This window comes from Serratia sp. SA088, from assembly GCF_049065515.1.
GTDB classification, from domain to species: Bacteria; Pseudomonadota; Gammaproteobacteria; order Enterobacterales; family Enterobacteriaceae; genus Serratia; species Serratia nematodiphila.
Genome location: NZ_JBAKGW010000007.1, coordinates 14,476 through 39,515, shown reverse-complemented (window position 1 = coordinate 39,515; position 25,040 = coordinate 14,476). Strand labels below are relative to the sequence as shown.

Below are 25,040 nucleotides of genomic sequence, written 5' to 3'. Positions count from 1 at the left end.
AGGCCGTCAGGCGGGTTATTCGCTGTCGTTCTTCGCCAGACGGGCGTCTTTTTGGCGGCGATAGTCACGGGCGGCGGCCGGGATCGGCGTCACCTTGCCGGTTTCAATCCAGCTGCGCAGACGGTTGGCGTCGGCGAAATGGGTGTATTTGCCGAAGGCGTCCAGCACCACCAGCGACACCGAGCGGTTACCGATCACGGTGCGCATCGCCAGGCAGTGCCCCGCCTGGTTGGTGAAGCCGGTCTTGGTCAGCTGAATGTTCCATTTCGGGTTGTACACCAGGTGATTGGTGTTGCGGAACGGCAGCGTGTAGTTCGGATCCTTGAAGCTGGCCATGCGCTCAGTGGTGGTGCTGAGCTGGCCGATCAACGGATATTGCTTGGTGGCGATCAGCAGTTTGGTCAGATCGCGCGCCGTCGACACGTTATGAATAGAGAGCCCGGTCGGTTCCACGTAATGGGTGTTGGTCATACCCAGCGCCCTGGCCTTGGCGTTCATCGCTTTGATGAAGGCGTTGTAGCCGCCCGGATAGTGGTGCGCCAGGCTGGCGGCCGCGCGGTTTTCCGACGACATCAGCGCCAGCAGCAGCATATCCTTGCGGCTGATTTCGCTGTTCAGCCGCACCCGTGAATACACCCCTTTCATCTCCGGCGTCTGGTGGATGTCCACCGACAGCATCTCGTCGAGCGGCAGGTGCGCGTCCAACGTGACCATGGCGGTCATCAGCTTGGTAATCGAGGCGATCGGCACCACTTCATCCGGGTTGCGCGCGTACATCACCTTATGGGTTTGCATATCGACGACCATCGCGCTGCCGGAGGCCAGCTCAGGCTGGGTGGCGTGCAGGGCGGCAGCGTTGTCGCTGGCCAGCGCGCGCGGCGCAAAGCCTGCGCCCGCCTGCAAAGCGAGCAGGGTCAGAACCAAAACACGTATTTTCACAGGCATTACTCTGAAATGGGGGCTTGAACTCAGCGAATTATATGTGAGGGTTCAGCGCTTGGCACTGGGATTATAGGGCGGATTTGTGACAAATTCTGTCGGCCGAAAAACGACGCAGCCCGCGGGCGCTCTGGGATGAACGCCCGCGTAGAAAAAGTTACAGCGCCGGCTGCCACGCCGATTGCGGCAGCAGGTACAGCCCCGGCGTTTGCCGCGCCCCTGCGCCGACGATATGGCCGATGCCGGCCGCCATCACCGCCAGCGTGACGTCGAAGGCGTTGAGGCTGTCGCCGTAGCCGGCGGTCAGGTTGAACATCGAGCCGTTGGCCAGCAAATAAACCGTCTTCTCATTGAGTTGGTAAGCGTTCACATAAGGCATCGGCTCGTGGTGCTGCAGGCCCTTGAGGAAGCCGACGTCGATCTCTTCCGCCACGTGGCCGACGTTGAGGATAAATACGCCGTCCTGCGCCTGTTGCAGATGCTGCGCCGAAAGCACGTTTTTCGCGCCGGTCGCGGTGGCGATCACGTCCGCCTGCGCGACCCCGCTCGCCAGATCCACCACCTGCCAGCCGTCATAACGCGCCTGCAGCGCACGCGCCGGATCGATTTCCGCCACCATCACCTGGCCGCCGTAGGCCCTGGCCGCGGCCGCCGTCCCCTGCCCGACCAGGCCGTAGCCAATCACCAGCACGCGCTTTTCATGCAGCGTCAAATGGGTGGTCTGGAAGAAGGTGTGCCAGGCGGTCAGCCCAACCATATGCCGATTGTGCAGCCCTTCTTTCACCGGCAGATCGTCCCAGTTGAAGATCGGGTAGCGCGGCGCCACGCCGTTTAACCGATTGATGCCCGATCCGGTGGCCTCCAGCCCGGCGACGATCTGCGGGCCGTTCGGCGATTGGTGCAAACGGGTGGTCAAATCCGCTCCCATTTCGCACAGGTGGGTCGGCTGCCAGGCCAACGCGCGATCGAAAGATTCCGACCATTCGCCGGCGCTCATGTCACGCCAGGCATAGGCCTGCGCGCCCCGCCGTTCCAGCCAGGCCACCACGTCGTCCTGCACCGTAGTGGGATTGCAGGTGGTCAGGAAGATCGCTGCGCCCTTGTCCAGCAGGCCGGCCACCAGCGGCGCCATTTTCAGATCCAGGTGCATATTGCACGCCAGCCGCACCCCGTGCAGGTCCGGCAACGCCGCCACCGCCGCCCGGGTGCGCGGCATATGACGCGTCGCCCAGCTCAATTCACTGTCAAAATCCTGATACATCCGTTGCTCCTCTGGTGCGCCCCGCCGCCAGGCGTGGCAAAAAAGTTATCCCGCGCGGCCGAGCCGGCGGATCGCCTGCGGCGACAGGCCAAATACGCGGATAAACGCCCGCCTCATGCGTTCCGGATCGCTGAACCCCACCGAACGGGCGATCGCTTCCAGCGGCTCGGCGCTCTCTTCGATGCGCACCCTGGCCGCCTCGACCCGCAATTGCTCGACCACCTTGGCCGGCGTCTGCCCGGTTTCAGCGCGGAACAGCCGGCCGAACTGACGCTCGCTCAGGCACGCGGCGTCGGCCAGATCCGCCACCGACAGCGGCTGGTGCAAATGCTCGCGCGCGTACGACAGCGCGGCGCGCATGCGATCCGACGACGGATTCAGCGCCAGCAACAGCGAATACTGCGACTGCCCGCCGGGGCGTCGGTGATAGACCACCAGCTGCCGCGCCACGGCCGCCGCCAGGGTGGCGCCCAGGTCGTCTTCGATCAGCGCCAACGCCAGATCGATGCCGGCGCTGATCCCGGCCGAGGTCCAGATATCCCCGTCGCGAATGAAGATGCGGTTGCTGTCGACGCGAATGCGCGGGTAGTTCTGCTGCAGCCGCGCCGCATGATACCAGTGAGTGGTGGCGCGCTTGCCGTCCAGCAGCCCGCAGGCCGCCAGAATAAACGCGCCGGTACATACGCTGGCGATGCGCCGCGCTCGTCGGCTTTGCTTGGCCAGGAACGCCGCCAGCGCCGGTGATTGCGCCGCCATCACATTGCCGCTGCCGCCGGCCACCACCAACGTATCGAAACGCTCGCCGCCGCACGGCTGCGTGGCGATTTCCACCCCGGCCGAGCTGGCGACCATGCCGCCCTGCGGCGAGATCGCCACACAGCGGTAGGCCGGCGGGTCGGTGAACTGGCTGACGTTATCGAACGCCGCCAGCGGCCCGGCAAAGTCCAGCAGGTTAAAACCGGGAAAAACCACAAAACCGATCGTTTTCATGATGGCGCTTTTTGAGGGTTATCTGTCATATCAGCCAAAAACAGGGCGGCTATTATGGCCCAGGTCCAACGATAAAAATGAGGCGAATATCATGTCTGAATCACTGGTGATTGTATTTCCCATCTATCAAGGCGTCACCCAGCTCGACTTCACGGGCCCACTGCAGTTCCTGCGCCGCATGCCAGGCGCGGAAATCATCGTCGCCTCGGTAGACGGCGCGGATGTCGAGTCGGAAGGCTTGCACTTCACCCAGCTGCGCCCGCTGCCGGAGATCGCACGCTGCGATGTGCTGTGCGTGCCGGGCGGCAGCGGCTGCACCCAAGCGCTGCAGGATAAAGCATTCATGCAGCAAATCCGGCGGCTGGGCGCCGATGCCCGCTATCTGACTTCGGTATGCACCGGTTCGCTGATCCTGGCCGCCGCCGGCCTGCTGCCGGGCAAACGCGCCGCCTGCCACTGGTCGATGCGCGACAGCCTGAAGCTGTTCGGCGCCATACCCAGCGCTGCACGCGTAGAGCGTGACGGCAACGTGATCAGCGGCGGCGGCGTTACCGCCGGCATCGATTTCGCGCTGGCGCTGATCGCCGAACTGCACGGCGAAGACACTGCCCAAACGATCCAACTCTATCTGGAATACGCCCCGGCCCCGCCGTTCACGGGCGGCACGCCGGAACTGGCCCCGCCGCACATTTACGCCAGGGTACAGGCACAAATGGCGGAAAGTCTGGCGCAGCGCAGAGCGTTGGTGGCCCAGATCGCCCAAGGCTAGCGATCGGGCGTATACTTGCCCTTATGCGTCAGCCACATAAGGAGTAAGGAATGACCGATTTGGCTCACTACATTACGGACTATGGCTACTGGGCGTTGTTTATCGGCTGCCTGGCTGAGGGGGAAACCATCACGCTGCTGGGCGGCATCGCCGCCCATGAAGAGCTGCTGCACTGGCCGTGGGTGATCGCAGTAGTGGCGCTGGGCGGCACGCTGGGGGATCAGTTGCTGTACTTCGCCGGCCGCCGGTTCGAAGGCCGCGTCATCTCGCGGCTCAAGGGGCAGGAAAAGCGCATCGCGCGCGCCAGAAGGCTGATCGCCCGCCACCCGATGCTGTTCGTTATCGGAGTGCGTTTCATGTACGGTTTCCGCATCATCGGCCCGGTGCTGATCGGCGCCAGCCGCCTGCCGCCGTCGCGCTTCGTGCCGCTGAACATCCTCGGCGCCATTCTCTGGGCGACGATCTTCGTCATGCTCGGTTATTTTGGCGGCCAGGCGCTCGAACGCTTCGTTACCGGCTTCGACAAAAAGCTCTCCAGCCTGCTGTTTGTCGCGCTGGCGATCGCCGCTATCCTGCTGGTGCGTTTCTGGTGGCGTAAACGCCACCCGGAGTAAGCAAACGCAGCGGGCGTCAGCTTTCCTGCGGCGCCGCGCGCATCAGTTCGACCAGCTCGCGCGCCGCCTTGTCCAACGGGCGATTCTTCAGCCAGATCAAATGCATCGGCAAGCGCAGCTCGTTCTTGGTGTTTTTGAATTTCAGCCGCACCAGACGCCCCTGCGCCAGCAGCGGCTCGGCCAGCGACAGCGGGAAGTTGCCCCAGCCCAGGCCCGCCTCCACCATGTTCAGCGCCATCGGCAGGCTGTCGGTGCGCCAGTACGCCTCCGCCACCTGCGGACGCAGATCGCCGATCGGCAGATCGCGGCTGGCCACCATGATCTGCCGCACGTTGACCAGATCCTCGAGAAACAGCTCACCCGCCGCGCCGTCCAGCGCCGGGTGCTGCGGCGACAGCATCGCCACCAGCGACTCCGCGCCGACGAAGTGGAACTGCTCCGCGCTATTGACGTTCAGCCCGCCGAACGCCAGACAAACACCGATGCGCCCCTCGTGCAGCATGTGCAGCACGTCGTCCTGCGGCGCGCTGAGCACTTCGATGTTCAGCAGCGGATAACGCTGCGACAGCGTTTTCACCGCCGCCAGCAGGCCGGCGCCGTTGATATCCGACGCCACGCCGATCGAAAGCCGACTCTCCAGCCCCTGAGACAGTTCGATGGCGTGCACCTGCAGCTGCTTGAGCTGCCCGGCGATCAGGCGGGCGTGCGGCGCCAGGGCCAACGCCAGCGCGGTCGGCGTCGGTTCACGGTGAGAACGGTCGAACAAGGCGAAACCGAGCTCCGCCTCCATGTTGGCGATGGCCATGCTGACGGCGGAGGGCACGCGCCGCAGCGCGCGGGCGGCGGCGGAAAACGAGCCGCGATCGAGCACCGCCAAAAACAGTTCGATATTGTCGCTGGAGAAATTCATTGTTTTATCTGTCAGTAAAACTGACAACTCCTGACTTTTTCTATCAATGTGGTTGACGTTATCTTAGCCGCCGTCGCCACAGAGGCAACTAAAAACAGATCGGGAGAAAACGATGCAAGGCGTCAAACGCAAACTGGTGTATGTCACCGCTTATGAAATCATCGGCATGGCGATCTCGGCGCTGGGGTTGGCGCTGCTGTCGGGCCATGCGCCGAGCAGCACCGGGCCGCTGGCGGTGGTGATCACCACCATCGCGGTCAGCTGGAACTTTATTTACAACTATTTATTCGAGTGGTGGGAAAGCCGCCAGGTGTCGCGCACCCGCACGCTCAAACGCCGCATTTTGCACGCCGTCGGCTTTCAGCTAACGCTGGTGGTGTATCTGATCCCGCTGATCGCCTGGTGGATGGGCATCACGCTGTGGCAGGCGCTGCTGCTGGATATGGCGCTGATCGTTATCATTCCTTGCTACACCTTCCTGTTTAACTGGGCGTTCGACAAGCTGTTCGGCCTGCCCGCATCGGCACTGCCGGCCGGTGAATCGGCCTAAGACTCGTTACGCGCCAACCGACCCGCTGCTTTATCCCATTTTCTGCGCGGGTCGCCATTTCCTTCCTCTTATTTCTCGCCGCGAAATATAAGAACAACACCCTGTAATTTGCACGGTAATTATTATTTTGTGATTTTAATCACTTTTTATTCCTCGATATTTCCGTCTTGATAAAACATCACATCTTTTTGAATAATATATTCTTTTATATTTGGATTAAAAAATAAACACACTTGTTCACGTTTTATGCGCAGTATTTTTTGCCACCATTACGGAGAAAAGGTAGCATGCTTCGCCGTTATTTTAATGATGGCTGTATACACAATAAACAGCGGAATGATGCCACGACCTCATTCTCATAACGATTGGTCATAGCAATCGTTTGCTCTCATTAAGAGCAGGGTTAACATAGACAGGTAAACAGGACGGATAATGCACTCACAAAAAAAGTCGGCGGATGACAAACACGCCGCCAGAAGACGCTGGCTAGACTCTCATGAATCCGGTTATCACAAAAGCATGGGCAACCGGCAAATCCAAATGATCGCCATCGGCGGCTCCATCGGCACCGGTTTGTTCCTCGGGACCGGGGGCCGTCTCGAACTGGCCGGGCCGGCGCTGGCGCTGGTCTATCTGGTGTGCGGGATCTTCTCTTTCTTCATCCTGCGCGCGCTGGGCGAACTGGTGCTGCATCGCCCTTCCAGCGGCAGCTTCGTTTCTTACGCCCGCGAATTCCTCGGTGAAAAAGCCTCTTATGTCGCCGGCTGGATGTATTTCCTCAACTGGGCAATGACCGGCATCGTCGACATCACCGCCGTGGCGCTGTACATGCACTACTGGGGCACCTTCGCCGACGTGCCGCAATGGCTGTTCGCCCTCGGCGCGCTCGGTATCGTCGCCACCATGAACATGATCGGCGTGAAGTGGTTCGCCGAGATGGAGTTCTGGTTCGCGCTGATCAAGGTCGCCGCCATCGCGCTGTTCCTGATTGTCGGCGTCGTCTTCCTCGGCACCGGCACCCCGGTCGCCGGCCACACCACCGGCATGCACCTGATCACCGAAAACGGCGGCATGTTCCCGCACGGCCTGCTGCCGGCGCTGGTGCTGGTGCAAGGGGTGATCTTCGCCTTCGCCGGCATCGAGCTTATCGGCACCGCCGCCGGCGAGTGTAAAGATCCGGCCAAAATGATGCCCAAAGCGATCAACAGCGTGATCTGGCGTATCGGTCTGTTCTACGTCGGCTCCGTGGTGCTGCTGGTGCTGCTGCTGCCGTGGAACGCCTATCAGGCCGGCCAAAGCCCGTTCGTCACCTTCTTCAGCAAGCTGGGCGTGCCTTACATCGGCACCATCATGAACATCGTGGTGTTGACCGCCGCGCTGTCCAGCCTCAATTCCGGCCTCTACTCCACCGGCCGCATCCTGCGTTCGCTGGCGATGGGCGGCTCCGCGCCGAAGCTGATGGCTAAAATGAGCAGCCAGCAGGTGCCTTACGCCGGCATCCTGGTCACCTGCGGCATCTATGTGATCGGCGTGGTGCTCAACTACCTGGTGCCGGCGCAGGTGTTCGAGATCGTGCTGAACATCGCTTCGCTGGGCATCATCGCCTCCTGGGCGTTTATCATCGTTTGCCAGATGCGCCTGCGCAAAGCCGTGCGCGAAGGCCGCGCGCAGCCGGTGTCGTTCAGAATGCCGGGCGCGCCGTTCACTTCGTGGCTGACGCTGGCGTTTCTGCTGATCGTGGTGGTGATGATGGCCTTCGACTACCCGAACGGCACCTGGACCATCGCCACCATTCCGGTGTTGGCGGTGCTGCTGACGCTGGGCTGGTTCGGCCTGCGCAAACGCGCGCAGGAAGTGAAGCTGGAACAGCAGGCTCACGAAGAACAGAGCCAACGCTGAATCGACAAACCGCCCTCCGGGGCGGTTTTTTTTATCCGCTATAACCGCCCGTAGAACGTCATTCTGGCGCTTTCCGACAGCATCACGTCCGGCTGCGCATTGTAGGCCAACACCACCAGCATGCGCGTGGTGTCGCCTTCGGTCGGCGTCACCCGGTGCATGGCGTTGCGCCCGCGAAACAGCACCAAATCCCCCTCCTCCATCGCCAGCCGTTTGACCGCCCGCTCGCCGTCCAGCACCTGCGTGACCCCGGCATAGTTCATCTCGCCGCGATCGGCGTCGCGCAGGTTCTCCACGTATTCGAAGCGCCCGCCCGCCTGCGGTTTCTGGATCAGCAGCGTGATGGCGAACGAGGAGTTGTCAAAATGCCAGCCCAGCTCCTGACCGGTATGGGCGTAATGCAGATTGATCGACGACAGCCGATCGGCGTAGGGGTAGAGCTGCGCCTCGCCCAGCACCGCACACAGGAACGCGCGAAACGCCGGGGCGTCGTACAGCGCGCGCAGCGGCGACTGCGGCGGAATATCCTCGTCGGTAATGCACCCCTTGGACGACACCACCAGCCGGTTGCGCGCGTGATCGGCCGGCAGCGCGTCGTCCTGCGGCCGTAGATACACGTTGTGTTTGCTGGTGGCGTAAAACGCCGCATGGTGCTGTTCAGCGCCCTCCAGCCGCACCGTCGCCAGCGCGGCTTCACGCAGAAATCCCGGCAGCACCAGCGCGCCGGCGCGCGCCAGCGTTTGTCGGCAGCGGGCGCGGAACGCGGCGTCATCGATGGGATGGGCGGACAGATCGATAATATCGGCAAGTGGCGGCATGACGTTCCCCTCGTGTGCGAAAGCCGGATGCCTCTCACTGTAGCGAATGCCGCATTGCCGCCATAACAAAAATACGTTATGGATAAGCTAACGAATTATTAGCGATAAGCCCTGCTCATGCACTCACCGTCCCGTGCGCGCTTGCCCAAGCTGAGCGCCATTCTGGCGTTCGAAACCGCCGCTCGCACCGGCAGCCTGGCCCGCGCAGCGGATGCGCTGGCGCTGACCGCCGCCGCCGTCAGCCAACAGATCCGCCAGCTCGAACAACATCTGGGCATCACATTGTTCATTCGCGCCAAAAGCGGCGTCACGCTGACCGAACAGGGCTCGGACTACCTGGCCTACGTGCAGGAGGCGTTTGAAACGCTGCGCGTGGCGCAGCAACACGTCGAACGCCAGCGCGGCAAGCAGACGCTGACGGTGTTCACCTTGCCGGCGTTGGCCTCCAAATGGCTGAACCCGGCGCTGGGCGACTGGCTGGCGCAGTGCCCCGACGGCGATCTGCGGCTGCACGCGACCCATGCGGCGGTCGATTTCGCCCATTCGGCGGCGGATTTCGCCCTGTGCTTCGGCGATCAGGATTACCCGCTGCTGGAAAAGGTGCAGCTGTTTCAGGATCGGGTGCAGCCGGTATGCAGCCCGGCGCTGCGCGATCGCGGCGACTGGACGCAGCTGCCGCTGATCCACGTCGACTGGGGCAAGGAGAGCCAGTTTCTGCCGGGCTGGCACGAGTGGTTCACCGCCGCCGATCGGTCGCCGCCGCCGCGGCGCGGGCTGACCTATAACCTGACCTCGCTGGCCATCGACGCCGCCGTACAAGGGCGCGGGGTGCTGCTCGGCCAGCGGCGGCTGATCGCCCGTGAACTGGCGGAGGGCCGGCTGGTCACCCTGGCCGAACCGGCGCTGCCGCTCAGCAAACCCTACTACGTGGTTTACCCGCCGCGCACGCTGGAAAAACCCGGCGCAGCGGCGTTTCTCCGCTGGCTGCAAACCCTCGCACCTACAGACTAAGCCGGAACCCCGGCGGCGATGTTTGCTAGCGTCAGGCACAACCCCGCACGCTTAAGCCTCTTGCCTTAGCCTGTTAATTTATCTCTGCCGACCGGGATCGCGAACCGATTCGCCCTGCGGTCGCACTGCCATTTCCCTATGCCGTCGCCTCTGCAATCGCCACATTGCACCGGCCTCTTATTGTCCAAAACGAGGGTTATTCCATGATTTCATTAAATGATTACGCCAACCTACGCAGCTATGCCGGTAGCGAAACCGCAGTGATGCTCGAAAACCGCTACCACCACGGCGTATTTGCCCGAGACGATGCGGATGTCACCAGCCAGGACAATGGCGTCACCCTGCTCGTCGACGCGCAGAACCGCCGCTGGAAGCGCATCATCAATGACGGTGACTACAGCATCGATTGGTGGCACCTGCCGGGTGACGAACTGGATTACTCTCTGACCATCACCCGCGCATGCAACTTCTTGCAGGTCAAAGGCGAAGAGTGGTGGCAACTGCCGATCCCGACCACCCCGGCGGGGATCACCCTGGTTGGCCCCGGCGGCGTTCGCCCTTGTAAAACCACTGCCAACCTGAAGCTGTGGAAAAACGCCGTCGATTTTAAAGGCACCATTCTGGATTTCAGCGGCGCCGCCAACATCGAGTGCGTGCGCGTGCAATACTCTCTGGGAGCGCCGGCGATTTATAACCTGCGCATCGTGGGTGCCCCTGGCGCGGCGGCCAACCTGCGCGGTCTGTGCGTCTACAGCGATGCCTCAAACATGCATGGCCTGCCGGCCTGCCAGCTGCTGGTGCAAAACGTCTGGCTAACCAACCTGTACAAAGGCATCGTCTTCGGCAATAACGCCTATATCCAGAGCTGGCACAGCATCATGGTGCGCGGCTGTTTCTGGCCGATCTGGTCTGAAACCACCGCCAACGCCGGCGAAAAAATCGTCTTCTACAAATGCCTGTTCGGCGACAGCAGAAACTATTATCAGGGGGTGCATGCCCTGGCCTTCCGCGATTGTTCGTTCGACTACAGCGGTTTTAGCAATGAAACCGAACAGTTGGCCAACACCGACTATGGCTTGTTCGATCTTAAAGGCGGCATGCTAGACTTTAAAAACTGCCACTTCGAATGGGGCAACGCCAACTGCCGCAACTACCGGCCGGTCTTTACCAGCGACAACGGCGGTACGGTAAAAATCAAAGACAGCCAATGGCACAGCGTGATGACCAACAACACCGATGCCGGCAGCAGCGTGCCTTACCAATACGTCGAGTATTTCTACTTCGACAAATCCAGCGACCTGATCGGAAAATGTTATATCGACGGTTTCGATCTGGTGAACGCCGACATTAAAAAAGGCTGGTCCAACAACCATATTGAGATGAAAAAGATCGTCGCGCCCGGCTACATCAACATGTGGCGCCTGCTCTATCTGGGCGATGGCGTCAACCATCTGCCGGAGCCCACCTGGAAAGAGAGCAGTGCGCTGGCGCTGAATAATGTCTACGCCTTCGACGGCGCACGCGTTTCACAAACGGAAACCGCCGATTTGGCGGTAACGCTGCAAAACGGCGTGCTCACCGCCACCACCAAAACGGCGACAACGGCCGACAAGCGCATCGAGATCTACTTCCCCATCGCGAAAAACGATCTGGTGCTGTGGCGCGCCACGTTAGCAAACCTAAAAGGCCAGAACAGCCTTGATGTCACAATCGGCACCTACCAAGGAAAGTATGTGCTGAACGGCGATGCCGGCGTCACTACCCTACTGGAAAAAGCTTGCCAGTGGGGGCGCACCGGCACGGTAACGCCGGCCGCTTCGGCAACGATGACCTCGGATCGCATCACTGCGCTTAACTCGTCGGAATATTTGCCGTTGCCTGAGGGCTATGTCAATTATGCTCGCATCGCCATCGTACTGAAAAACTTTGTCGGTAGCGCCGCTCAGCCCACCTCGGTGGACATCACCCAACTGTTGTGCCAAAAGATCGATATCGTCTCCCGCAACCCGCGTAAATCCTGGTAACCGAACGGGCCCCGTCAGGGGCCTGTTTTCCATTAACGCGCGGTATAACCGCCGTCGATGCTGTAAAACGCACCGGTGGTGAAACTGGTGTCGTCCGAAAGCAGGAAAGCCACCGTTTTCGCCACTTCTTCCCGCGTCGCCATTCTCCCCATCGGGTGCGAAGCGGCCATCTGCGCCCGCGCCGACGCCGGCAGTTCCCCCATCGCCGGCGTATCCACATAGCCCGGCCCGACGGCATTAACGCGCACGCCGCGCGTAGCGAATTCCAGCGCCGCCGAGCGCGTCAGGCCCAGCACGCCATGCTTGGCGGCGGTATAGGGCGCAATCCCGGCAATGCCCACCACGCCGTTGGCGGAAGAGAGGTTCACCACTGCCCCGCCGCCGCCGGCGACGATCGCCGGCAGGCCGTACTTCATGCCGAAAAACGTGCCGCTCAGGCAAGTGGCGATCACCTCATGCCAATCTTCGACCGCGTACCGATCGATATCCACCTCGTGCGGGCCGGTGATCCCGGCGTTGTTGACCAGCAGATGCAGCGCGCCGCAGCGCCGCACGATCTCTTCAATACCCTGTTGCACCGACTGCGCGTCGCGCACGTCCATTCGCAACGTCATCAACCGCCGGCCGTCGGGATCGAGCCGCGCGGCGGCGGCGGTGAGAGGCGCTGTGTGGCGGCCGGTCATCACCACCGTGGCTCCGCGCCGAAACAGCTCGGCGGCGATCGCTTCGCCAATGCCGGTGGACGCGCCGGTCACCAGCGCCACCCGATGTTTGAAATCTTGCATAGCCGTTCTCCTGCAACGTTGAACTCAGGGGGACAGGCTAGCGCCGGCAAGTGACAGTTTGCGGCAGCAGTGATGCCCAACACGGCGAGGAATAAAAGGAATAATTCTTATCAATATTTTATCTATACGATGGAAGTAAATTGTATAACCATTTTATTTTCATCATTAAATGTATAAGGCGCACCCGATCTGACGCCAAAACTCATTATAACTTTTTATATATTAGTTAGATTAAACCCCTATTTTCCCCGCTGTCACAAAACTGTCATAGATAAATGCATCTTAACTTTTCGGAGCATTTATCATGGCAAAGACTCGCATTATCGCTACCATTGGCCCCGCCTCTCGCCATATCAACACGTTGGCAGCGCTGGAAAAAGCCGGCATGTCCGTCGCCCGATTGAACGGTTCGCACAACACGCTCGACTGGCATGCGGAAACCATCGCCCTGCTGCGTAAAACGTTGCCGGATACGCCGGTGCTGTTGGACATTCCCGGTAGAAAAATCCGCACATTGCAACTGAAACACGAACCCTCATTCACTAAAGGGCAAACGCTGATCCTCACGACCGATACCTCACATAACGGGGAGGAAAAAGTCCCGGTGGGGTACGGCCGGTTGCATGAACGGCTGACGGTGGGTGATAAGGTTTTCGCCGATGATGGCACCCTCTCGTTCCAGGTCGTTAACATCGTCGATCGGGACATCTACCTGCAGGCCGACATGGACGGCCAACTGAAAAGCCGCAAAGGCATCAATGTGCCTGGCATCGATCTCGGGCAGGCGCTGATAACGGAGAAAGATCGCGACATGATCGCCTTCGCCAAAGCGCATCAAGTGGACTACATCGGCATAAGCTTCGTCGAAAGCGCGGCACACATCAACGCGATCAGAACGCTGATCGGAGGCGATACGCCCCGCATCGTGGCGAAAGTGGAAAACAGCGGCGGCATAGAGCATCTGGAGGAAGTCATCGCCGCCGCCGACGTTATCATGATCGATCGCGGCGATCTGGCGGTGGAAACCTCGATCGACCGCGTTTCTCTCTACCAAAAACAGATCCTCCGAGCCGCCTCCCATGCGGGCAAACCCACCATCGTAGCGACGGAATTGCTGCACAGCATGATAGAGAACCCGCTGCCAACCAAAGCGGAGGTCAGCGATATCACCAACGCGGTGCTGGATGGCGCCGCGGCGGTGATGCTCTCCGGTGAAACCGCCGTAGGCCGCTATCCTCTGGAGGCCGTTGCCCGTATCGCCAGCGTAGCCCATCAGGCGGAACAGCATTTAGCGCATGCGCCCCACTCATCCCCCCCTGCGCAGGTTGACGATATTCGACAGGCTGTCGGCGCCCTTATCCGCGCCTTGCCGATCTCCCGGGTGGTGGTGTTTTCTCGCACAGGTTACAGCGTGCGCATCGCCGCCATGGCCAACATCGGCATCCCGATCGTCGCATTCGGCAACGATGCGGCGACGGTGCGCAGCTGGAATATGCTGCCAGGCATCACCGGCCTGACATTGCCTCGGATCGATCTGACACAGCCGGAAACCGAACGTTTGGCTCTGAATGTCCTGTCAGACAATGGATTGATAAATCGGCACGATGTTTTGCTGCTGGTCAGCGCCCAGCAAGACAATCAGCATATCAGCGGGAATATCTTGCGCACGCTCAGCGCCGATGCCTACCTGCAATCTGACGCGGCGCGGGAACCCTACCGGAAAGAAGAGGTGGCCTGATGGATAATCATGCGTTGTTCTATCTGGTGATTGCGCTATTTGCCGTGATCCAATCGGTTTTCGGCATGGGCATCTTGGTATTCGGTACACCGACGCTATTAATGCTGGGCGTTGATTTCTCCTCCGTACTTGGGCTGCTGCTGCCGTCGTCGGTGCTGATCTCTCTGACGCAGACGCTTGGCGCCCGACGAATTGCTTTTCCCGCTCGCGAAAAGGTCAATATGCTGATTTGCGCCATTTTCGTCATTCTGGCGCTGAGCCTGGTCTTGCATTCGACGGTGAAGATGAATGTCGATCTGCTGGTGGGCGCCATCCTGCTGTTTTCCGCCTTGATGCGCTTTCGTCTGTCACTGCAGGAAACCGTGAAGCGTTATCTCGGCAAACATCAGCGCGCTTATATCGCAGTCATGGGCCTGATACATGGCGTCACCAACATGGGTGGCGCCTTGCTGGCACTCTACGCTACCGCCAGCCATCGCGAGAAACTGGAGATAAGAACCACCGTCTCCCGTTATTACCTGATGTTCGGTTTAATCCAATTAGCCACGCTGGCCTGCATTAAATGGCAAGCCCTGAACCTCGACGGTTTCGCCGCGGCACCGCTGGCTCTGCTGGTGTATCTGGTCGTCGGCAATCTGCTGTTCAAGAGAACCAGCGCTCCCGTTTATGAAAAAATGGTAACCGGCTTTATTGCCTTCTATGGCGTGGCCGTTCTCACTAAAGGCTATTTATAGGCTCCCCATGACGACGACTCTCTTTTCTCTGATCCCGGTGATATTTTTAATCGCCATGGGATTCACTCTGCGGCACAAAAACCTGATCGATCGGGCTTTCTGGCTGCCCTGCGAGAAGCTGAACTACTTTTATCTCTTCCCGGCGCTGATGTTTATTCAGGTCGGCAAAGCCGACCTGAGCCAGTTTCCGGTACGGCCGATCGCCCTGTCGGTCCTGGGCGCCGTGTTGATCGGCGCCTTGTCGTTGTACCTCTGGCGAATCTGGCTAAAACAGCCCGGGCCGGTTTTCTCTTCCGTCATACAGGGCGCTCTGCGCCCCAATACCTACATCGGGGTTGCCGCAGCGGCGGCGACTTTCGGCCACACCGGCCTGACGGTGACCTCAATCAGCATCGCCGTCGCCATCCCGCTGTTGAACGTGGCCTCGATTGTCATACTGATGCATTACGGCCAGGGCTCCCGCCCCGGCGGCAGACAGATCGCCAAAGCGCTGGGGAAAAACCCAGTGCTCCTTTCGGTCTTGGCCGGTCTGGCCTTCAATGCCAGCGGCTGGTCGCTCGGCACGGCGCTGGAGAACATTCTCACCATTCTCGGCGGCGCCTCTCTGCCGTTGGGGTTGCTGGCGGTCGGCGCGGGGCTGGATATCAAAGCGGCGCGTACGGCACAGGGCCCCGTACTGCAATCGACCTTCGTCAAGTTACTGCTGGTACCGCTGTTGACGCTGGGAATCGGCATCACCCTGGGCATCTCCGGCCCGGTGCTGGCGACTATCGTCCTGTTTAACGCCTTACCCTGTACACCTTCCGCCTACATCATGGCGAAACTGCTGGGCGGCGATCATCGCTTGTCGGCCGGTATCATCACGATCCAAACGTTGCTGGCGGCGGTCACCATTCCTGTTATTTTGCTGCTGACCCAGTTTTCAGCTCATCCAGCTTAAGATGGGCCTCATACTTCCGCCACAACGCGTCGAACCAGCCGTCGTCTCCATGACGATCGTTGATGCGCTCGATCGCTTCCGCACACTGTCGGCGGGCCAAGGCCAACAGGCCGGCCTCGCCCGCCGATAAAACAGCCAATAAGCGCGCCATTTCCACCAGATAGTGACGGGCAAAGGAGACATCGTAATCGGTAATGTTTTTGCTGTTGTCAATCAAGTCGCACAGTTTGATGGTCTGCGCTTCCGCACAGGCCTGCGCGCTGTGCTGCAGATTGGCATTTTTACGGTGCAGACGCTCACCGCCGTAGCTGCGAGGCTGCACGTCGGTCAACATTTCCACATAACGCTCGACCGTCGGACCGAATTCTCGCCGGATATCCGCCAGGGTCACCGCCGTATCTTCTACCGTATCATGCAGCCAGGCAGCGGCGACCATTTCTGGCGTCGGCTCAGCCCGCTGCAGCAAATCCACCACCGCCGCGGGGTGCACGATATACGGCTCCCCGGTGAACTTGCGCCGCTGATTGCAGGCATGGTGAGCGTCATTGGCAAATCGCTGCGCTTTCAAGGTTAAATCCATACTTTCTCCTTATCCATATCGATTCAGTGTAACGGCAGCCATGCTGACATCTGAGTCGATTTGGTTATGAGTTATGCCAACAACGCAGCACGTAATGCGCTCACAAACGCCGCAAAGCCCGCTATTTTATGCCTACTTTTTCTCATGCGAGACACCCTGTGGATACCCAACGCTACCTGCAGCATATCGGCTTTGCCGGCACCGCCCGCCCTGACCTCCCCACGTTGCAACAGCTGCACCATCGCCACATGCTGAGCGTACCGTTCGAGAACCTGAGCATTATTTATCATCAGGGCATTCAGCTGGCGCCGGAGGCGCTGTTCAGCAAGGTGGTCGAGCGTAACCGCGGCGGTTTCTGTTATGAGCTGAACACGCTGTTCGCCCTGCTGTTGCGGGAGATCGGTTTCAAGGTGAGCTTCATCTCCGGCGAGATCCGCACGCGCGACGGCCATTTCGGCCCGCCCTACGACCATCTGGCGCTGCGGGTGGATCTGGCGGGGCAGGCCTGGCTGGTGGATGTCGGTTTCGGCGATTCCTTCCTGACGCCGCTGAAGATCGTCGTCGCCGAGCCGCAACCGCAGGCCAGCGGCACCTTCCACCTGGAGCGGGAAGGCGAGTATTACCTGCTGGAGCGCCGCAACGGCGACCAACGCTCGCATGCCAAAACGCTGTATCGCTTTACCGTTCAGCCGCGCGAGTTGCACGAGTTCGATGAGATGTGCCGATTCCACAGCACCTCGCCGCAGTCGCACTTCACCCAGCGCCTGGTGTGTTCACGGCCGACGGACCACGGCCGGGTGACCCTCAGCGACATGAAGCTGATCGTGACCGAAGATCACCAGCGCCACGAAACGACGTTGCATTCGGAAGAGGAACGGCGCGCCGTACTGTGGCAGCATTTCGCCATCGATGTGGATCGTTAACGCCGCCAGCGGCGTAATGCTGATCAGTTAGCGTTTTTCTGAACGTATTTGTGCAGTTTTCGGTCGATAAAGGTGAGATGCGCCATGAGGCTCATACGCCTCGACCGAGCCAGGGGCCGAAGGCGCGGCCCCTGGCAACCCGCGCCTTTGCCCTATCAGACGGTTGGCTTTGCCAACGTCCCTCTCTCCGCCATACCGCATTGAGGCCGGTTGCGACAGGCGTCCCTGCCTGTCTCACCTGAAACCGCCGTCCATGGCGGTTTCGCCTAATACGCTATGCCTGCGTTCGGCGTCTTCAAGGGCATCCAATACCGCGCTCATCTCCGATTCCTCTTCTCTGCCATGACCTCATAAAGGGCGGGAGCTGCTAGCACGGGGTTGACCTTTGGCGCGCATCACCGGCTGCCGAGCAAGACAGCATTGTCAGGGGCAACCGGCCAGGGAAGGCCGGTTGAGGCGAGACTAACAGGGACGTTTGTCGCAGCCGACCCGCCCGACAATGCAGACGCTGCGAGGGTATCCGCGCAGCGGACAGACGGTGTTAAGCGAAGGCGCGGGTGGAGGGGCCGCGCCTTCGGCCCCTCCAATTGCCGTTCATTGTGGTAACAGAAAAATTCAGGGTATTTACGGCAATTCATCCTGCACATCACGTAAAGATACTGGATAAAAAATACCAGTCAGGCTTAAGTAACCAGCATTACACCGGCGGCGCCCTTTTATTACGATTCTGTTACACCGATTGCATAACCGCGCTTGGCTGATTGCCAGCACCGCGGCGGCAGGCATCATAGGGCCATGATTCGGCAACAGAGTGCGAAAAATGATCCGTGTGATACTGGTGGATGACCATGTGGTGGTGCGCTCCGGCTTTGCGCAATTGCTCAGCCTCGAGGACGATCTCGACGTGGTGGGGCAATACAGCAGCGCGGCGGCGGCCTGGCCGGCATTGCTGCGCGACGACGTCAGCGTCGCGGTGATGGACATCGCCATGCCGGATGAAAACGGCCTGAGCCTGTTGAAACGCCTGCGGGCGCAGAAGCCGCAGTTTCGCGCGATCATCCTCAGTATCTATGACTCCCCGACCTTCGTTCAGAGCGCGCTGGATGCCGGCGCCAGCGGCTATCTGACCAAACGCTGCGGGCCGGAAGAACTGGTGCAGGCGGTGCGCTCCGTCGATATGGGCGGCCATTACCTGTGCGCCGACGCGCTGCGGGCGCTGCGCGGCGGCGAGCAGCCGGCCACGGCGCTGGAAGCGTTGACCCCGCGCGAGCGCGAGATCTTCGATCTGCTGGTCAAAGGCGACAGCGTAAAGGAGATCGCTTTCAAGCTCGATCTCAGCCACAAAACGGTGCACGTGCATCGCGCCAACGTCCTGGGCAAGCTGCAATGCAGCAGCACCATTGAACTGGTGCATTTCGCCCTCGACCATCAGCTGCTGGCGGGGCATTGATGTCGCCCCGCTTCCGGCCCTGGGTTATCTCGCTGTTTATCCTGTTGGCCTGGGGCAGCGGCTGGCTGATGCTGTGGACGCTCGGTTTCTACCTGACCCACAACGGCAATCAGGCGGCGCTGTTTCTGCCTCACGGCGTCTATCTCGCGCTGCTGATCCTGCTGGCGCGCCGCTATTGGCCCGCCCTGATAATACCGCCGGTGCTGCTGCTGTTCTGGCTACACGGCGAACGCCTGCTGAGCGGCTACAGCCTGCTGGCCGCGCCGTTCATCACCCTGCTCCCGGCCGCGCTCGCACAGCGATTCTGGCGCCGTTTTCCACTCTACTGGCAGCGGCTGACGCTGCTGCTGGCCGCAGTGACCGCCGCCTCGCTGCTCAATACCGCCCTGCTTGCGCCTTTCGCGCACAGCCCGGCGATGCTGCTCGGCCTGGCGTCATTTACCGGCGGCGTCTTGCTGACCCCGTTCGTCTACCTGATTTTTGAATTTCTGCGCCAGCAGCACCGTTACCATCTGCTGGGGCTGGACACCAGCAACCCGCCGCTGCGCGCGTCCTTAATCATCTGGTGCAGCCTGTTTTTCGTTATCGGCATCGGCACCCAGATGGTGCTGTCGCCGGAAATCGAACGCCTGCTGCTGATCGTGGTGTTTTTGCCGAACGTAGTGATGGCGTGGAAATTCGGCTGGCAGGGCGGCGTGCTGTCCGGCCTGCTCGGCAGCATGATGATCACCCTCGCGCGGCAGGTCGGCGTGGGGTTCGGCAATCTGGTCGAGCTGGAAATCTTTCTGGCGACGCAGGCGCTGCTCGGCATCGGTCTGGGCATCGCCATCAGCCGTCAGCAGCACCTGGCGCAAAACCTGCACCACTATCGCCGACGGCTGGAAGAAGAGCTGGCGGCGCGGCGGGCGTTGACCGAAAAACTGATCCACACCGAAGAAGACACGCGAAAGAACCTGGCGCGCGAGCTGCACGATGAAATCGGCCAGAACATCACCGCGATTCAAATTCAGTCGCAGCTGGTCAAGCGGGCGCGCGATCCGGCGCAAACCCAGGCCGCCGCGAACCAGATTGCCGATCTCGCCCGGCGCATACATCACTCCACGCGCCAGCTGCTGCGCCAGCTGCGCCCGCCCGCGCTGGACGAGCTGGCGTTCAAAGACGCGCTTCACCACCTGCTGAATGAATTCGCCTTCAGCGAACGGGGCATCCGTTGCCGTTTCGACTACCGGCTCATCGACACGCCCGCCGGCGAGACGGTGCGCTTCACCCTCTACCGGCTGCTGCAAGAGCTGCTCAACAACGTGTGCAAACACGCCGAAGCCAGCGAAGTCGCCATCGTTTTGTATCAACAGGGGGCACTTTTGCACCTCGAGGTACGGGACAACGGCATCGGCATCCGGGCGGACAAGGCGCCCGGCCTCGGCATTCAGGGGATGCGCGAACGGGTCAGCGCGCTCGGCGGCGAACTGACGCTGGACACGCAGCGCGGCACGCGGGTAATTGTTAACCTGCCCACAAATTTGCAACAAACCGCCGACTAACTAGGAAAAAGTCTTAGCCAGTCCGGACTTTCTCTCATCCCCTTTCCCTCTCACCTTCTTATAGTCATCACCAGGGAGACGGCTATGCAGACACGCTCGGCATCTGAAATCGATCATCGTTACCGCGCGCTGCGCCCGCGACTGCTGCTGTACATGGTCATCGGCTACGCCGCCTTTTACCTGACGCGCAAAAGCGTGAATTACGTGCTGCCGGCGCTGCAAATGGATTTGGGGCTGGATAAAGGGGACATCGGCCTGCTCGGCTCGCTGTTTTATCTGAGCTACGGCCTGTCGAAATTCAGCGCCGGGTTGTGGCACGACGGCCACGGGCAGCGCGGGTTTATGGGGATCGGCCTGTTCGCCACCGGCGTGCTGAACGTGGCGTTCGCCTTCGGCGAATCGCTGACGCTGCTGTTGGCGGTCTGGGCGCTGAACGGCTTCTTTCAGGGCTGGGGCTGGCCGCCCTGCGCGCGGCTGCTGACCCACTGGTATTCGCGCAACGAGCGCGGCTTCTGGTGGGGCTGCTGGAATATGTCGATCAACCTCGGCGGCGCGATCGTGCCGCTGATCAGCGCCTTCGCCGCCCAGCGCTGGGGCTGGCAGGCGGCGATGTTGATCCCGGGGGCCGTCAGCATGGTGTTGGGCCTCTGGCTCACGCGGCGGCTGACAGGCACGCCGCAGGAAGAAGGCCTGCCGTCGGTCGGCCGGTGGCGCCACGATCCGCTGGAGCTGCGCCAGGAACAGCAAAGCCCGCCGATGGGGCTGTGGCGGATGTTGCGCACCACGATGCTGAAGAACCCGATGATCTGGCTGCTGGGCGTCTCTTACGTGCTGGTCTACCTGATCCGCATCGCCTTGAACGACTGGGGCAATCTGTGGTTGACGGAAAGCCACGGCGTCAACCTGCTCAGCGCCAACGCGACGGTGATGCTGTTCGAGATAGGCGGCCTGCTCGGCGCGCTGTTCGCCGGCTGGGGATCGGATGTGCTGTTCGGCGGGCAGCGCGCGCCGATGATTTTGCTGTTCACGCTCGGGCTGATGGTTTCCGTCGCCGCGCTGTGGCTGGCGCCGGTGCATCACTACGCGCTGCTGGCGGGCTGTTTCTTTACGGTGGGCTTTTTTGTCTTCGGCCCACAGATGTTGATTGGCCTCGCCGCCGTGGAATGCGGGCACAAAGGCGCCGCGGGCTCCATCACCGGCTTTCTCGGCCTGTTCGCCTACCTGGGGGCGGCGCTGGCGGGCTGGCCGCTGTCGCGGGTCATCGAAGGCTACGGTTGGTCGGGCATGTTCAGTTTGCTGTCCATCGCCGCCGTTCTTATGGGTTTATTGCTGATGCCGCTGCTGATGGCGAGCGTTACCACCTCTACCGAGAGAAGGATAAAACAATGAAAAAAACGTGGGTCACTACCCTGATAGCGTCCGGCATCGCGCTGGCGACTCTGAGCGGCGGCGCGCACGCCAAGGGCCGCCTGGTGGTCTACTGCAGCGCCACCAATGAAATGTGCGAAGCGGAAACCAAAGCCTTCGGCGAGAAATATGACGTGAAAACCTCGTTCATCCGCAACGGATCCGGCAGCACGCTGGCGAAAGTGGATGCCGAGAAGAAGAACCCGCAGGCGGACGTCTGGTACGGCGGCACGCTCGATCCGCAATCCCAGGCCGGTGAAATGGGGCTGCTGCAGCCGTACAAATCGCCGAACCTCGAACAGGTGATGACGCAATTCCGCGATCCGGCCAAGCTGAAAGGCAACTACTCCTCGGCGGTCTACGTCGGCATTCTCGGCTTTGGCGTCAACACCCAGCGCCTGAAAGAGAAAAACCTGCCGGTGCCAAAATGCTGGAAAGACCTGACCAAGCCGGAATACAAGGGCGAGATTCAAATCGCCGATCCGCAAAGCTCCGGCACCGCCTACACCGCGCTGGCGACCTTTGCCCAGCTGTGGGGAGACGATCAGGCGTTCGATTACCTCAAGCAGCTGAACGCCAACGTCTCGCAGTACACCAAGTCCGGCATTGCCCCGGCGCGCAACGCCGCCCGCGGTGAAACGGCGATCGGCATCGGTTTCCTGCATGACTACTCGCTCGAAAAGGAACAGGGCGCGCCGCTGGAGCTGATCTCGCCTTGCGAAGGCACCGGCTATGAAATCGGCGGCGTCAGCATCCTCAAAGGCGCGCGCAACCTCGACAACGCCAAGCTGTTCGTGGATTGGGTGCTGTCGAAAGAGGCGCAGGAGCTGGCGTGGAAGCAAGGCAAATCCTATCAGATCCTGACCAATACCACCGCCGACACCTCGCCGAACTCGCTGAAGCTCGACGACCTGAAGCTGATCAACTACGACATGGACAAGTACGGCTCGACCGAGGTCCGCAAGGCGCTGATCAACAAATGGGTCAGCGAAGTCAAGATGGGTAAATAAGCCCACATTCTGCGCCTGTTGCCGGGTAAGCCTCACGGTTTGCCCGGCCTGAACATCCGGGAAACTTATGTCACATACACATGCACTCCATCTCGTGAAAAAACGAGATGCGATATTCCTTTGGGTTTTGCTCGGCTGGCTGGCGTTCGCCCTGCTGCCGAGCTGGAGCCTGGATTACGGCCTGCTGGAGTCCACCGGCGAAGAGATCCTCGCGGCCTACGGCTGGTCAAATCGCAATATCAGCTGGCTTTGGTGCCTGCTGCCGAGCCTGCTGCTGCTGCGCCCTTACGCTGCGGCGGGCGGTGAACGGCGGCGGCGCCACGCGTTCGACGCCGGCTGGGCGCTGCTGTGCATGGCCTTTATCGTCGTCAGCGCCACGCTGGCGGGACGCGGTTTAGGCTACGCCACCCTGGTGCAGTTGACCGCGCTGGGCGCCATCATGACGTTGGCGCTGACCCGCCTCGACTGGCTGGGCGGCGACCGTTTCGTTATCGGCGCGCTGGTCACCATCGTGGCGCTGATCGGCGTCTTCATCGTCTGGCCGAGCATCGCGATTTTCATTCCGATGTTCACCGACCAGACGGGCGCTTTCGCGCCGCTGGCGTTTATGAACGTGCTGTCGCAGGCGCACATCGTCCAGGTGATCCTCAACTCCATCGCCCTGTCGATCGCGGTAGGCGCCGGCTGCACCTTCTTCGGCCTGGTGCTGGCGATTTACACCACCCGCATCGCCAGGCGCAGCGCCATTATCGGCCGCATCTTCTCCATCCTGCCCATCGTCACGCCGCCGTTCGTCGTCGGTCTGGGCGTCACGCTGATGATGGGGCGCTCCGGCTACGTGACCGAGTGGATGGTGGCCTGGTTCGGCCTGACCAACACCAACTGGCTGTACGGCTTTACCGGCATCTGGCTGGCGCAGGTGCTGGCGTTCACCCCGATGGCGTTCATGATCCTCGACGGCGCGATCAAGACCATTCATCCTTCGCTGGAAGAGGCCTCCTACACCCTGCGCGCCAGCCGTTGGCAAACCTTTAACGGCGTGTTCGTGCCGCTGCTGAAACCGGCGCTGGCCAACGCGTTTCTGATCGTGGTGGTGCAATCGCTGGCCGACTTCAGCAACCCGCTGGTGCTCGGCGGCAACTTCGACGTGCTGGCGACGCAAATCTATTTCTACATTACCGGTTCACAGCTCGATTATCAGGCCGCCAGCACCCTCGGCGCCTTCCTGCTGCTGTTCTCGCTGTTGGTGTTCTGCATCCAGTATATGTGGATCGGCAAACGTTCCTACGTCACCGTGTCCGGCAAATCCTATCGCGGCGACGTACAACCGCTGCCGGTCACGCTGGTATGGAGCGTGATCGCGCTGCTGGCGGTGTGGATAGCCTTTAACGCCCTGCTTTACGGCAGCATTTTCTACGGCAGCTTCACCGTCAACTGGGGGGTGGATTACACGCTGACGCTGGATAACTTCATCAAGCTGTTCGGCCAAGGCATGAGCGACGGCGCGTGGCCTTCGCTGCTCGATACGCTGCTGTACGCCGGGATCGCCGCGCCGATCACCGCCGCGTTCGGCCTGCTGATCGCCTGGATCGTGGTGCGCCAGCAGTTCAAGGGCAAAAAGACCATCGAGTTCACCACCATGCTGTGCTTTGCGGTGCCGGGCACCGTGGCGGGCGTCTCTTACATTCTCGCCTTTAACGGCGCGCCGGTGTACCTCACCGGCACGGCCGCCATCGTGATTATCTCGATGGTGATGCGCAACGTGCCGGTGGGCATTCGCGCCGGGATCGCCGGGCTGGGCCAGATAGACAAATCGCTGGACGAAGCCTCGCTCAGCCTGCGCGCCGGCTCGCTGCGCACCATCACGCACGTCCTGCTGCCGCTGCTGCGCCCGGCGATCCTGTCGGCGCTGATCTACAGCTTCGTGCGCGCCATCACCACCGTCAGCGCCATCGTCTTCCTGGTGACGCCCGATACCCGCGTGGCCACCGCCTACATCCTCAACCGCGTGGAAGACGGCGAATACGGCGTGGCGATCGCCTACGGTTCAATTCTGATCATGGTGATGCTGGCGATTATTTTCCTCTTTGACTGGCTGATCGGCGAGGCACGCATCTCCCGTTCAAAAGCCAAAAACCAGGCGTAAT

General features: G+C 61.0%; 22 protein-coding genes. 15 read left to right on the top strand and 7 right to left on the bottom strand.

Annotation, left to right across the window (positions count from 1 at the left end):
- Window positions 1-15: 15 nt before the first annotated feature.
- The 3 genes from pbpG to ACOWVD_RS17715 all read right to left on the bottom strand — a co-directional run bounded on the left by pbpG (window position 16) and on the right by ACOWVD_RS17715 (window position 3,190).
- Window positions 16-945: a D-alanyl-D-alanine endopeptidase gene (gene pbpG, locus ACOWVD_RS17725; protein WP_048322449.1), complete on the bottom strand. Its 930-nt coding sequence runs from the start codon at window positions 943-945 to the stop codon at window positions 16-18.
- Window positions 946-1,096: 151 nt separating this feature from the next.
- Window positions 1,097-2,200: an adenosylhomocysteinase gene (locus tag ACOWVD_RS17720; RefSeq protein ID WP_049239950.1), complete on the bottom strand. Its 1,104-nt coding sequence runs from the start codon at window positions 2,198-2,200 to the stop codon at window positions 1,097-1,099.
- A gap of 45 nt (window positions 2,201-2,245) precedes the next feature.
- The gene (locus tag ACOWVD_RS17715) at window positions 2,246-3,190 is read right to left on the bottom strand and encodes a GlxA family transcriptional regulator (protein WP_049239951.1); all 945 of its coding nucleotides are present in this window, start codon (window positions 3,188-3,190) and stop codon (window positions 2,246-2,248) included.
- Window positions 3,191-3,281: 91 nt separating this feature from the next.
- Here ACOWVD_RS17715 and ACOWVD_RS17710 point away from each other — a divergent pair, with 91 nt between their 5' ends.
- Together ACOWVD_RS17710 and ACOWVD_RS17705 are read left to right on the top strand one after the other, a co-directional pair.
- The gene (locus tag ACOWVD_RS17710; RefSeq protein WP_049239952.1) at window positions 3,282-3,959 is read left to right on the top strand and encodes a DJ-1/PfpI family protein; all 678 of its coding nucleotides are present in this window, start codon (window positions 3,282-3,284) and stop codon (window positions 3,957-3,959) included.
- Between the two features lie 50 nt (window positions 3,960-4,009).
- Window positions 4,010-4,573 (top strand): DedA family protein, encoded by a 564-nt coding sequence (locus tag ACOWVD_RS17705; protein ID WP_421105710.1) that lies wholly within the window; start codon window positions 4,010-4,012, stop codon window positions 4,571-4,573.
- Window positions 4,574-4,589: 16 nt separating this feature from the next.
- Here the strand turns inward: ACOWVD_RS17705 and ACOWVD_RS17700 are convergent, their stop codons facing one another.
- A complete protein-coding gene (locus ACOWVD_RS17700; protein WP_004939692.1) occupies window positions 4,590-5,483 on the bottom strand; it encodes a LysR family transcriptional regulator in 894 nt (297 codons plus the stop codon).
- A 112-nt stretch (window positions 5,484-5,595) separates the two neighbouring features.
- Between ACOWVD_RS17700 and ACOWVD_RS17695 the strand changes: the two genes are divergently transcribed.
- Together ACOWVD_RS17695 and ansP are read left to right on the top strand one after the other, a co-directional pair.
- A complete protein-coding gene (locus ACOWVD_RS17695) occupies window positions 5,596-6,033 on the top strand; it encodes a PACE efflux transporter (RefSeq protein ID WP_004939694.1) in 438 nt (145 codons plus the stop codon).
- Window positions 6,034-6,465: 432 nt separating this feature from the next.
- Entirely contained in the window at window positions 6,466-7,932 is a 1,467-nt protein-coding gene (gene ansP, locus ACOWVD_RS17690; protein WP_049239954.1) for an L-asparagine permease, read from the top strand.
- A gap of 38 nt (window positions 7,933-7,970) precedes the next feature.
- On the opposite strand, the gene ACOWVD_RS17685 is transcribed toward ansP, so the two are convergent.
- The gene (locus ACOWVD_RS17685) at window positions 7,971-8,750 is read right to left on the bottom strand and encodes a HalD/BesD family halogenase (RefSeq protein ID WP_015377040.1); all 780 of its coding nucleotides are present in this window, start codon (window positions 8,748-8,750) and stop codon (window positions 7,971-7,973) included.
- Between the two features lie 117 nt (window positions 8,751-8,867).
- Between ACOWVD_RS17685 and ACOWVD_RS17680 the strand changes: the two genes are divergently transcribed.
- Both ACOWVD_RS17680 and ACOWVD_RS17675 read left to right on the top strand, forming a co-directional pair.
- On the top strand, window positions 8,868-9,761 hold the full coding sequence (locus tag ACOWVD_RS17680) for a LysR substrate-binding domain-containing protein (protein WP_049239955.1): 894 nt from the start codon (window positions 8,868-8,870) through the stop codon (window positions 9,759-9,761).
- Between the two features lie 203 nt (window positions 9,762-9,964).
- Window positions 9,965-11,785: a hypothetical protein gene (locus tag ACOWVD_RS17675; protein ID WP_197763665.1), complete on the top strand. Its 1,821-nt coding sequence runs from the start codon at window positions 9,965-9,967 to the stop codon at window positions 11,783-11,785.
- 32 nt (window positions 11,786-11,817) lie between these two features.
- Here the strand turns inward: ACOWVD_RS17675 and ACOWVD_RS17670 are convergent, their stop codons facing one another.
- Window positions 11,818-12,570 (bottom strand): SDR family NAD(P)-dependent oxidoreductase, encoded by a 753-nt coding sequence (locus tag ACOWVD_RS17670; protein WP_325994838.1) that lies wholly within the window; start codon window positions 12,568-12,570, stop codon window positions 11,818-11,820.
- Window positions 12,571-12,874: 304 nt separating this feature from the next.
- Here ACOWVD_RS17670 and pyk point away from each other — a divergent pair, with 304 nt between their 5' ends.
- Genes pyk through ACOWVD_RS17655 form a run of 3 tightly spaced genes read left to right on the top strand, consistent with a single transcriptional unit; the run spans window position 12,875 to window position 15,982 of the window.
- Window positions 12,875-14,308 (top strand): pyruvate kinase, encoded by a 1,434-nt coding sequence (pyk, locus tag ACOWVD_RS17665; protein ID WP_015377038.1) that lies wholly within the window; start codon window positions 12,875-12,877, stop codon window positions 14,306-14,308.
- Entirely contained in the window at window positions 14,308-15,042 is a 735-nt protein-coding gene (locus tag ACOWVD_RS17660) for a TSUP family transporter (RefSeq protein ID WP_015377037.1), read from the top strand. Before pyk ends, ACOWVD_RS17660 begins: the two co-directional genes overlap by 1 nt.
- A 7-nt stretch (window positions 15,043-15,049) precedes the next feature.
- Window positions 15,050-15,982: an AEC family transporter gene (locus ACOWVD_RS17655; protein ID WP_421105709.1), complete on the top strand. Its 933-nt coding sequence runs from the start codon at window positions 15,050-15,052 to the stop codon at window positions 15,980-15,982.
- Here ACOWVD_RS17655 and ACOWVD_RS17650 read toward each other — a convergent pair.
- A complete protein-coding gene (locus ACOWVD_RS17650) occupies window positions 15,942-16,562 on the bottom strand; it encodes an HD domain-containing protein (protein WP_021503991.1) in 621 nt (206 codons plus the stop codon). The genes ACOWVD_RS17655 and ACOWVD_RS17650 overlap by 41 nt on opposite strands.
- 158 nt (window positions 16,563-16,720) lie before the next feature.
- Between ACOWVD_RS17650 and ACOWVD_RS17645 the strand changes: the two genes are divergently transcribed.
- The 6 genes from ACOWVD_RS17645 (at window position 16,721) to ACOWVD_RS17620 (ending at window position 25,039) form a co-directional block, all read left to right on the top strand.
- The gene (locus tag ACOWVD_RS17645; protein ID WP_015377034.1) at window positions 16,721-17,485 is read left to right on the top strand and encodes an arylamine N-acetyltransferase family protein; all 765 of its coding nucleotides are present in this window, start codon (window positions 16,721-16,723) and stop codon (window positions 17,483-17,485) included.
- 820 nt (window positions 17,486-18,305) lie between these two features.
- Window positions 18,306-18,935, top strand: a complete 630-nt coding sequence (locus ACOWVD_RS17640) for a response regulator transcription factor (RefSeq protein WP_015377033.1) — start codon at window positions 18,306-18,308, stop codon at window positions 18,933-18,935.
- The gene (locus ACOWVD_RS17635) at window positions 18,935-20,476 is read left to right on the top strand and encodes an MASE1 domain-containing sensor histidine kinase (protein ID WP_015377032.1); all 1,542 of its coding nucleotides are present in this window, start codon (window positions 18,935-18,937) and stop codon (window positions 20,474-20,476) included. Before ACOWVD_RS17640 ends, ACOWVD_RS17635 begins: the two co-directional genes overlap by 1 nt.
- Window positions 20,477-20,542: 66 nt before the next feature.
- Window positions 20,543-21,865 (top strand): MFS transporter family glucose-6-phosphate receptor UhpC, encoded by a 1,323-nt coding sequence (gene uhpC, locus ACOWVD_RS17630; protein ID WP_274852001.1) that lies wholly within the window; start codon window positions 20,543-20,545, stop codon window positions 21,863-21,865.
- Window positions 21,862-22,893, top strand: coding sequence for an ABC transporter substrate-binding protein (locus tag ACOWVD_RS17625; RefSeq protein WP_033633861.1), 1,032 nt, complete (start codon window positions 21,862-21,864; stop codon window positions 22,891-22,893). Before uhpC ends, ACOWVD_RS17625 begins: the two co-directional genes overlap by 4 nt.
- 67 nt (window positions 22,894-22,960) lie before the next feature.
- Entirely contained in the window at window positions 22,961-25,039 is a 2,079-nt protein-coding gene (locus ACOWVD_RS17620; protein ID WP_421105708.1) for an ABC transporter permease, read from the top strand.
- Window position 25,040 lies beyond the last annotated feature (1 nt).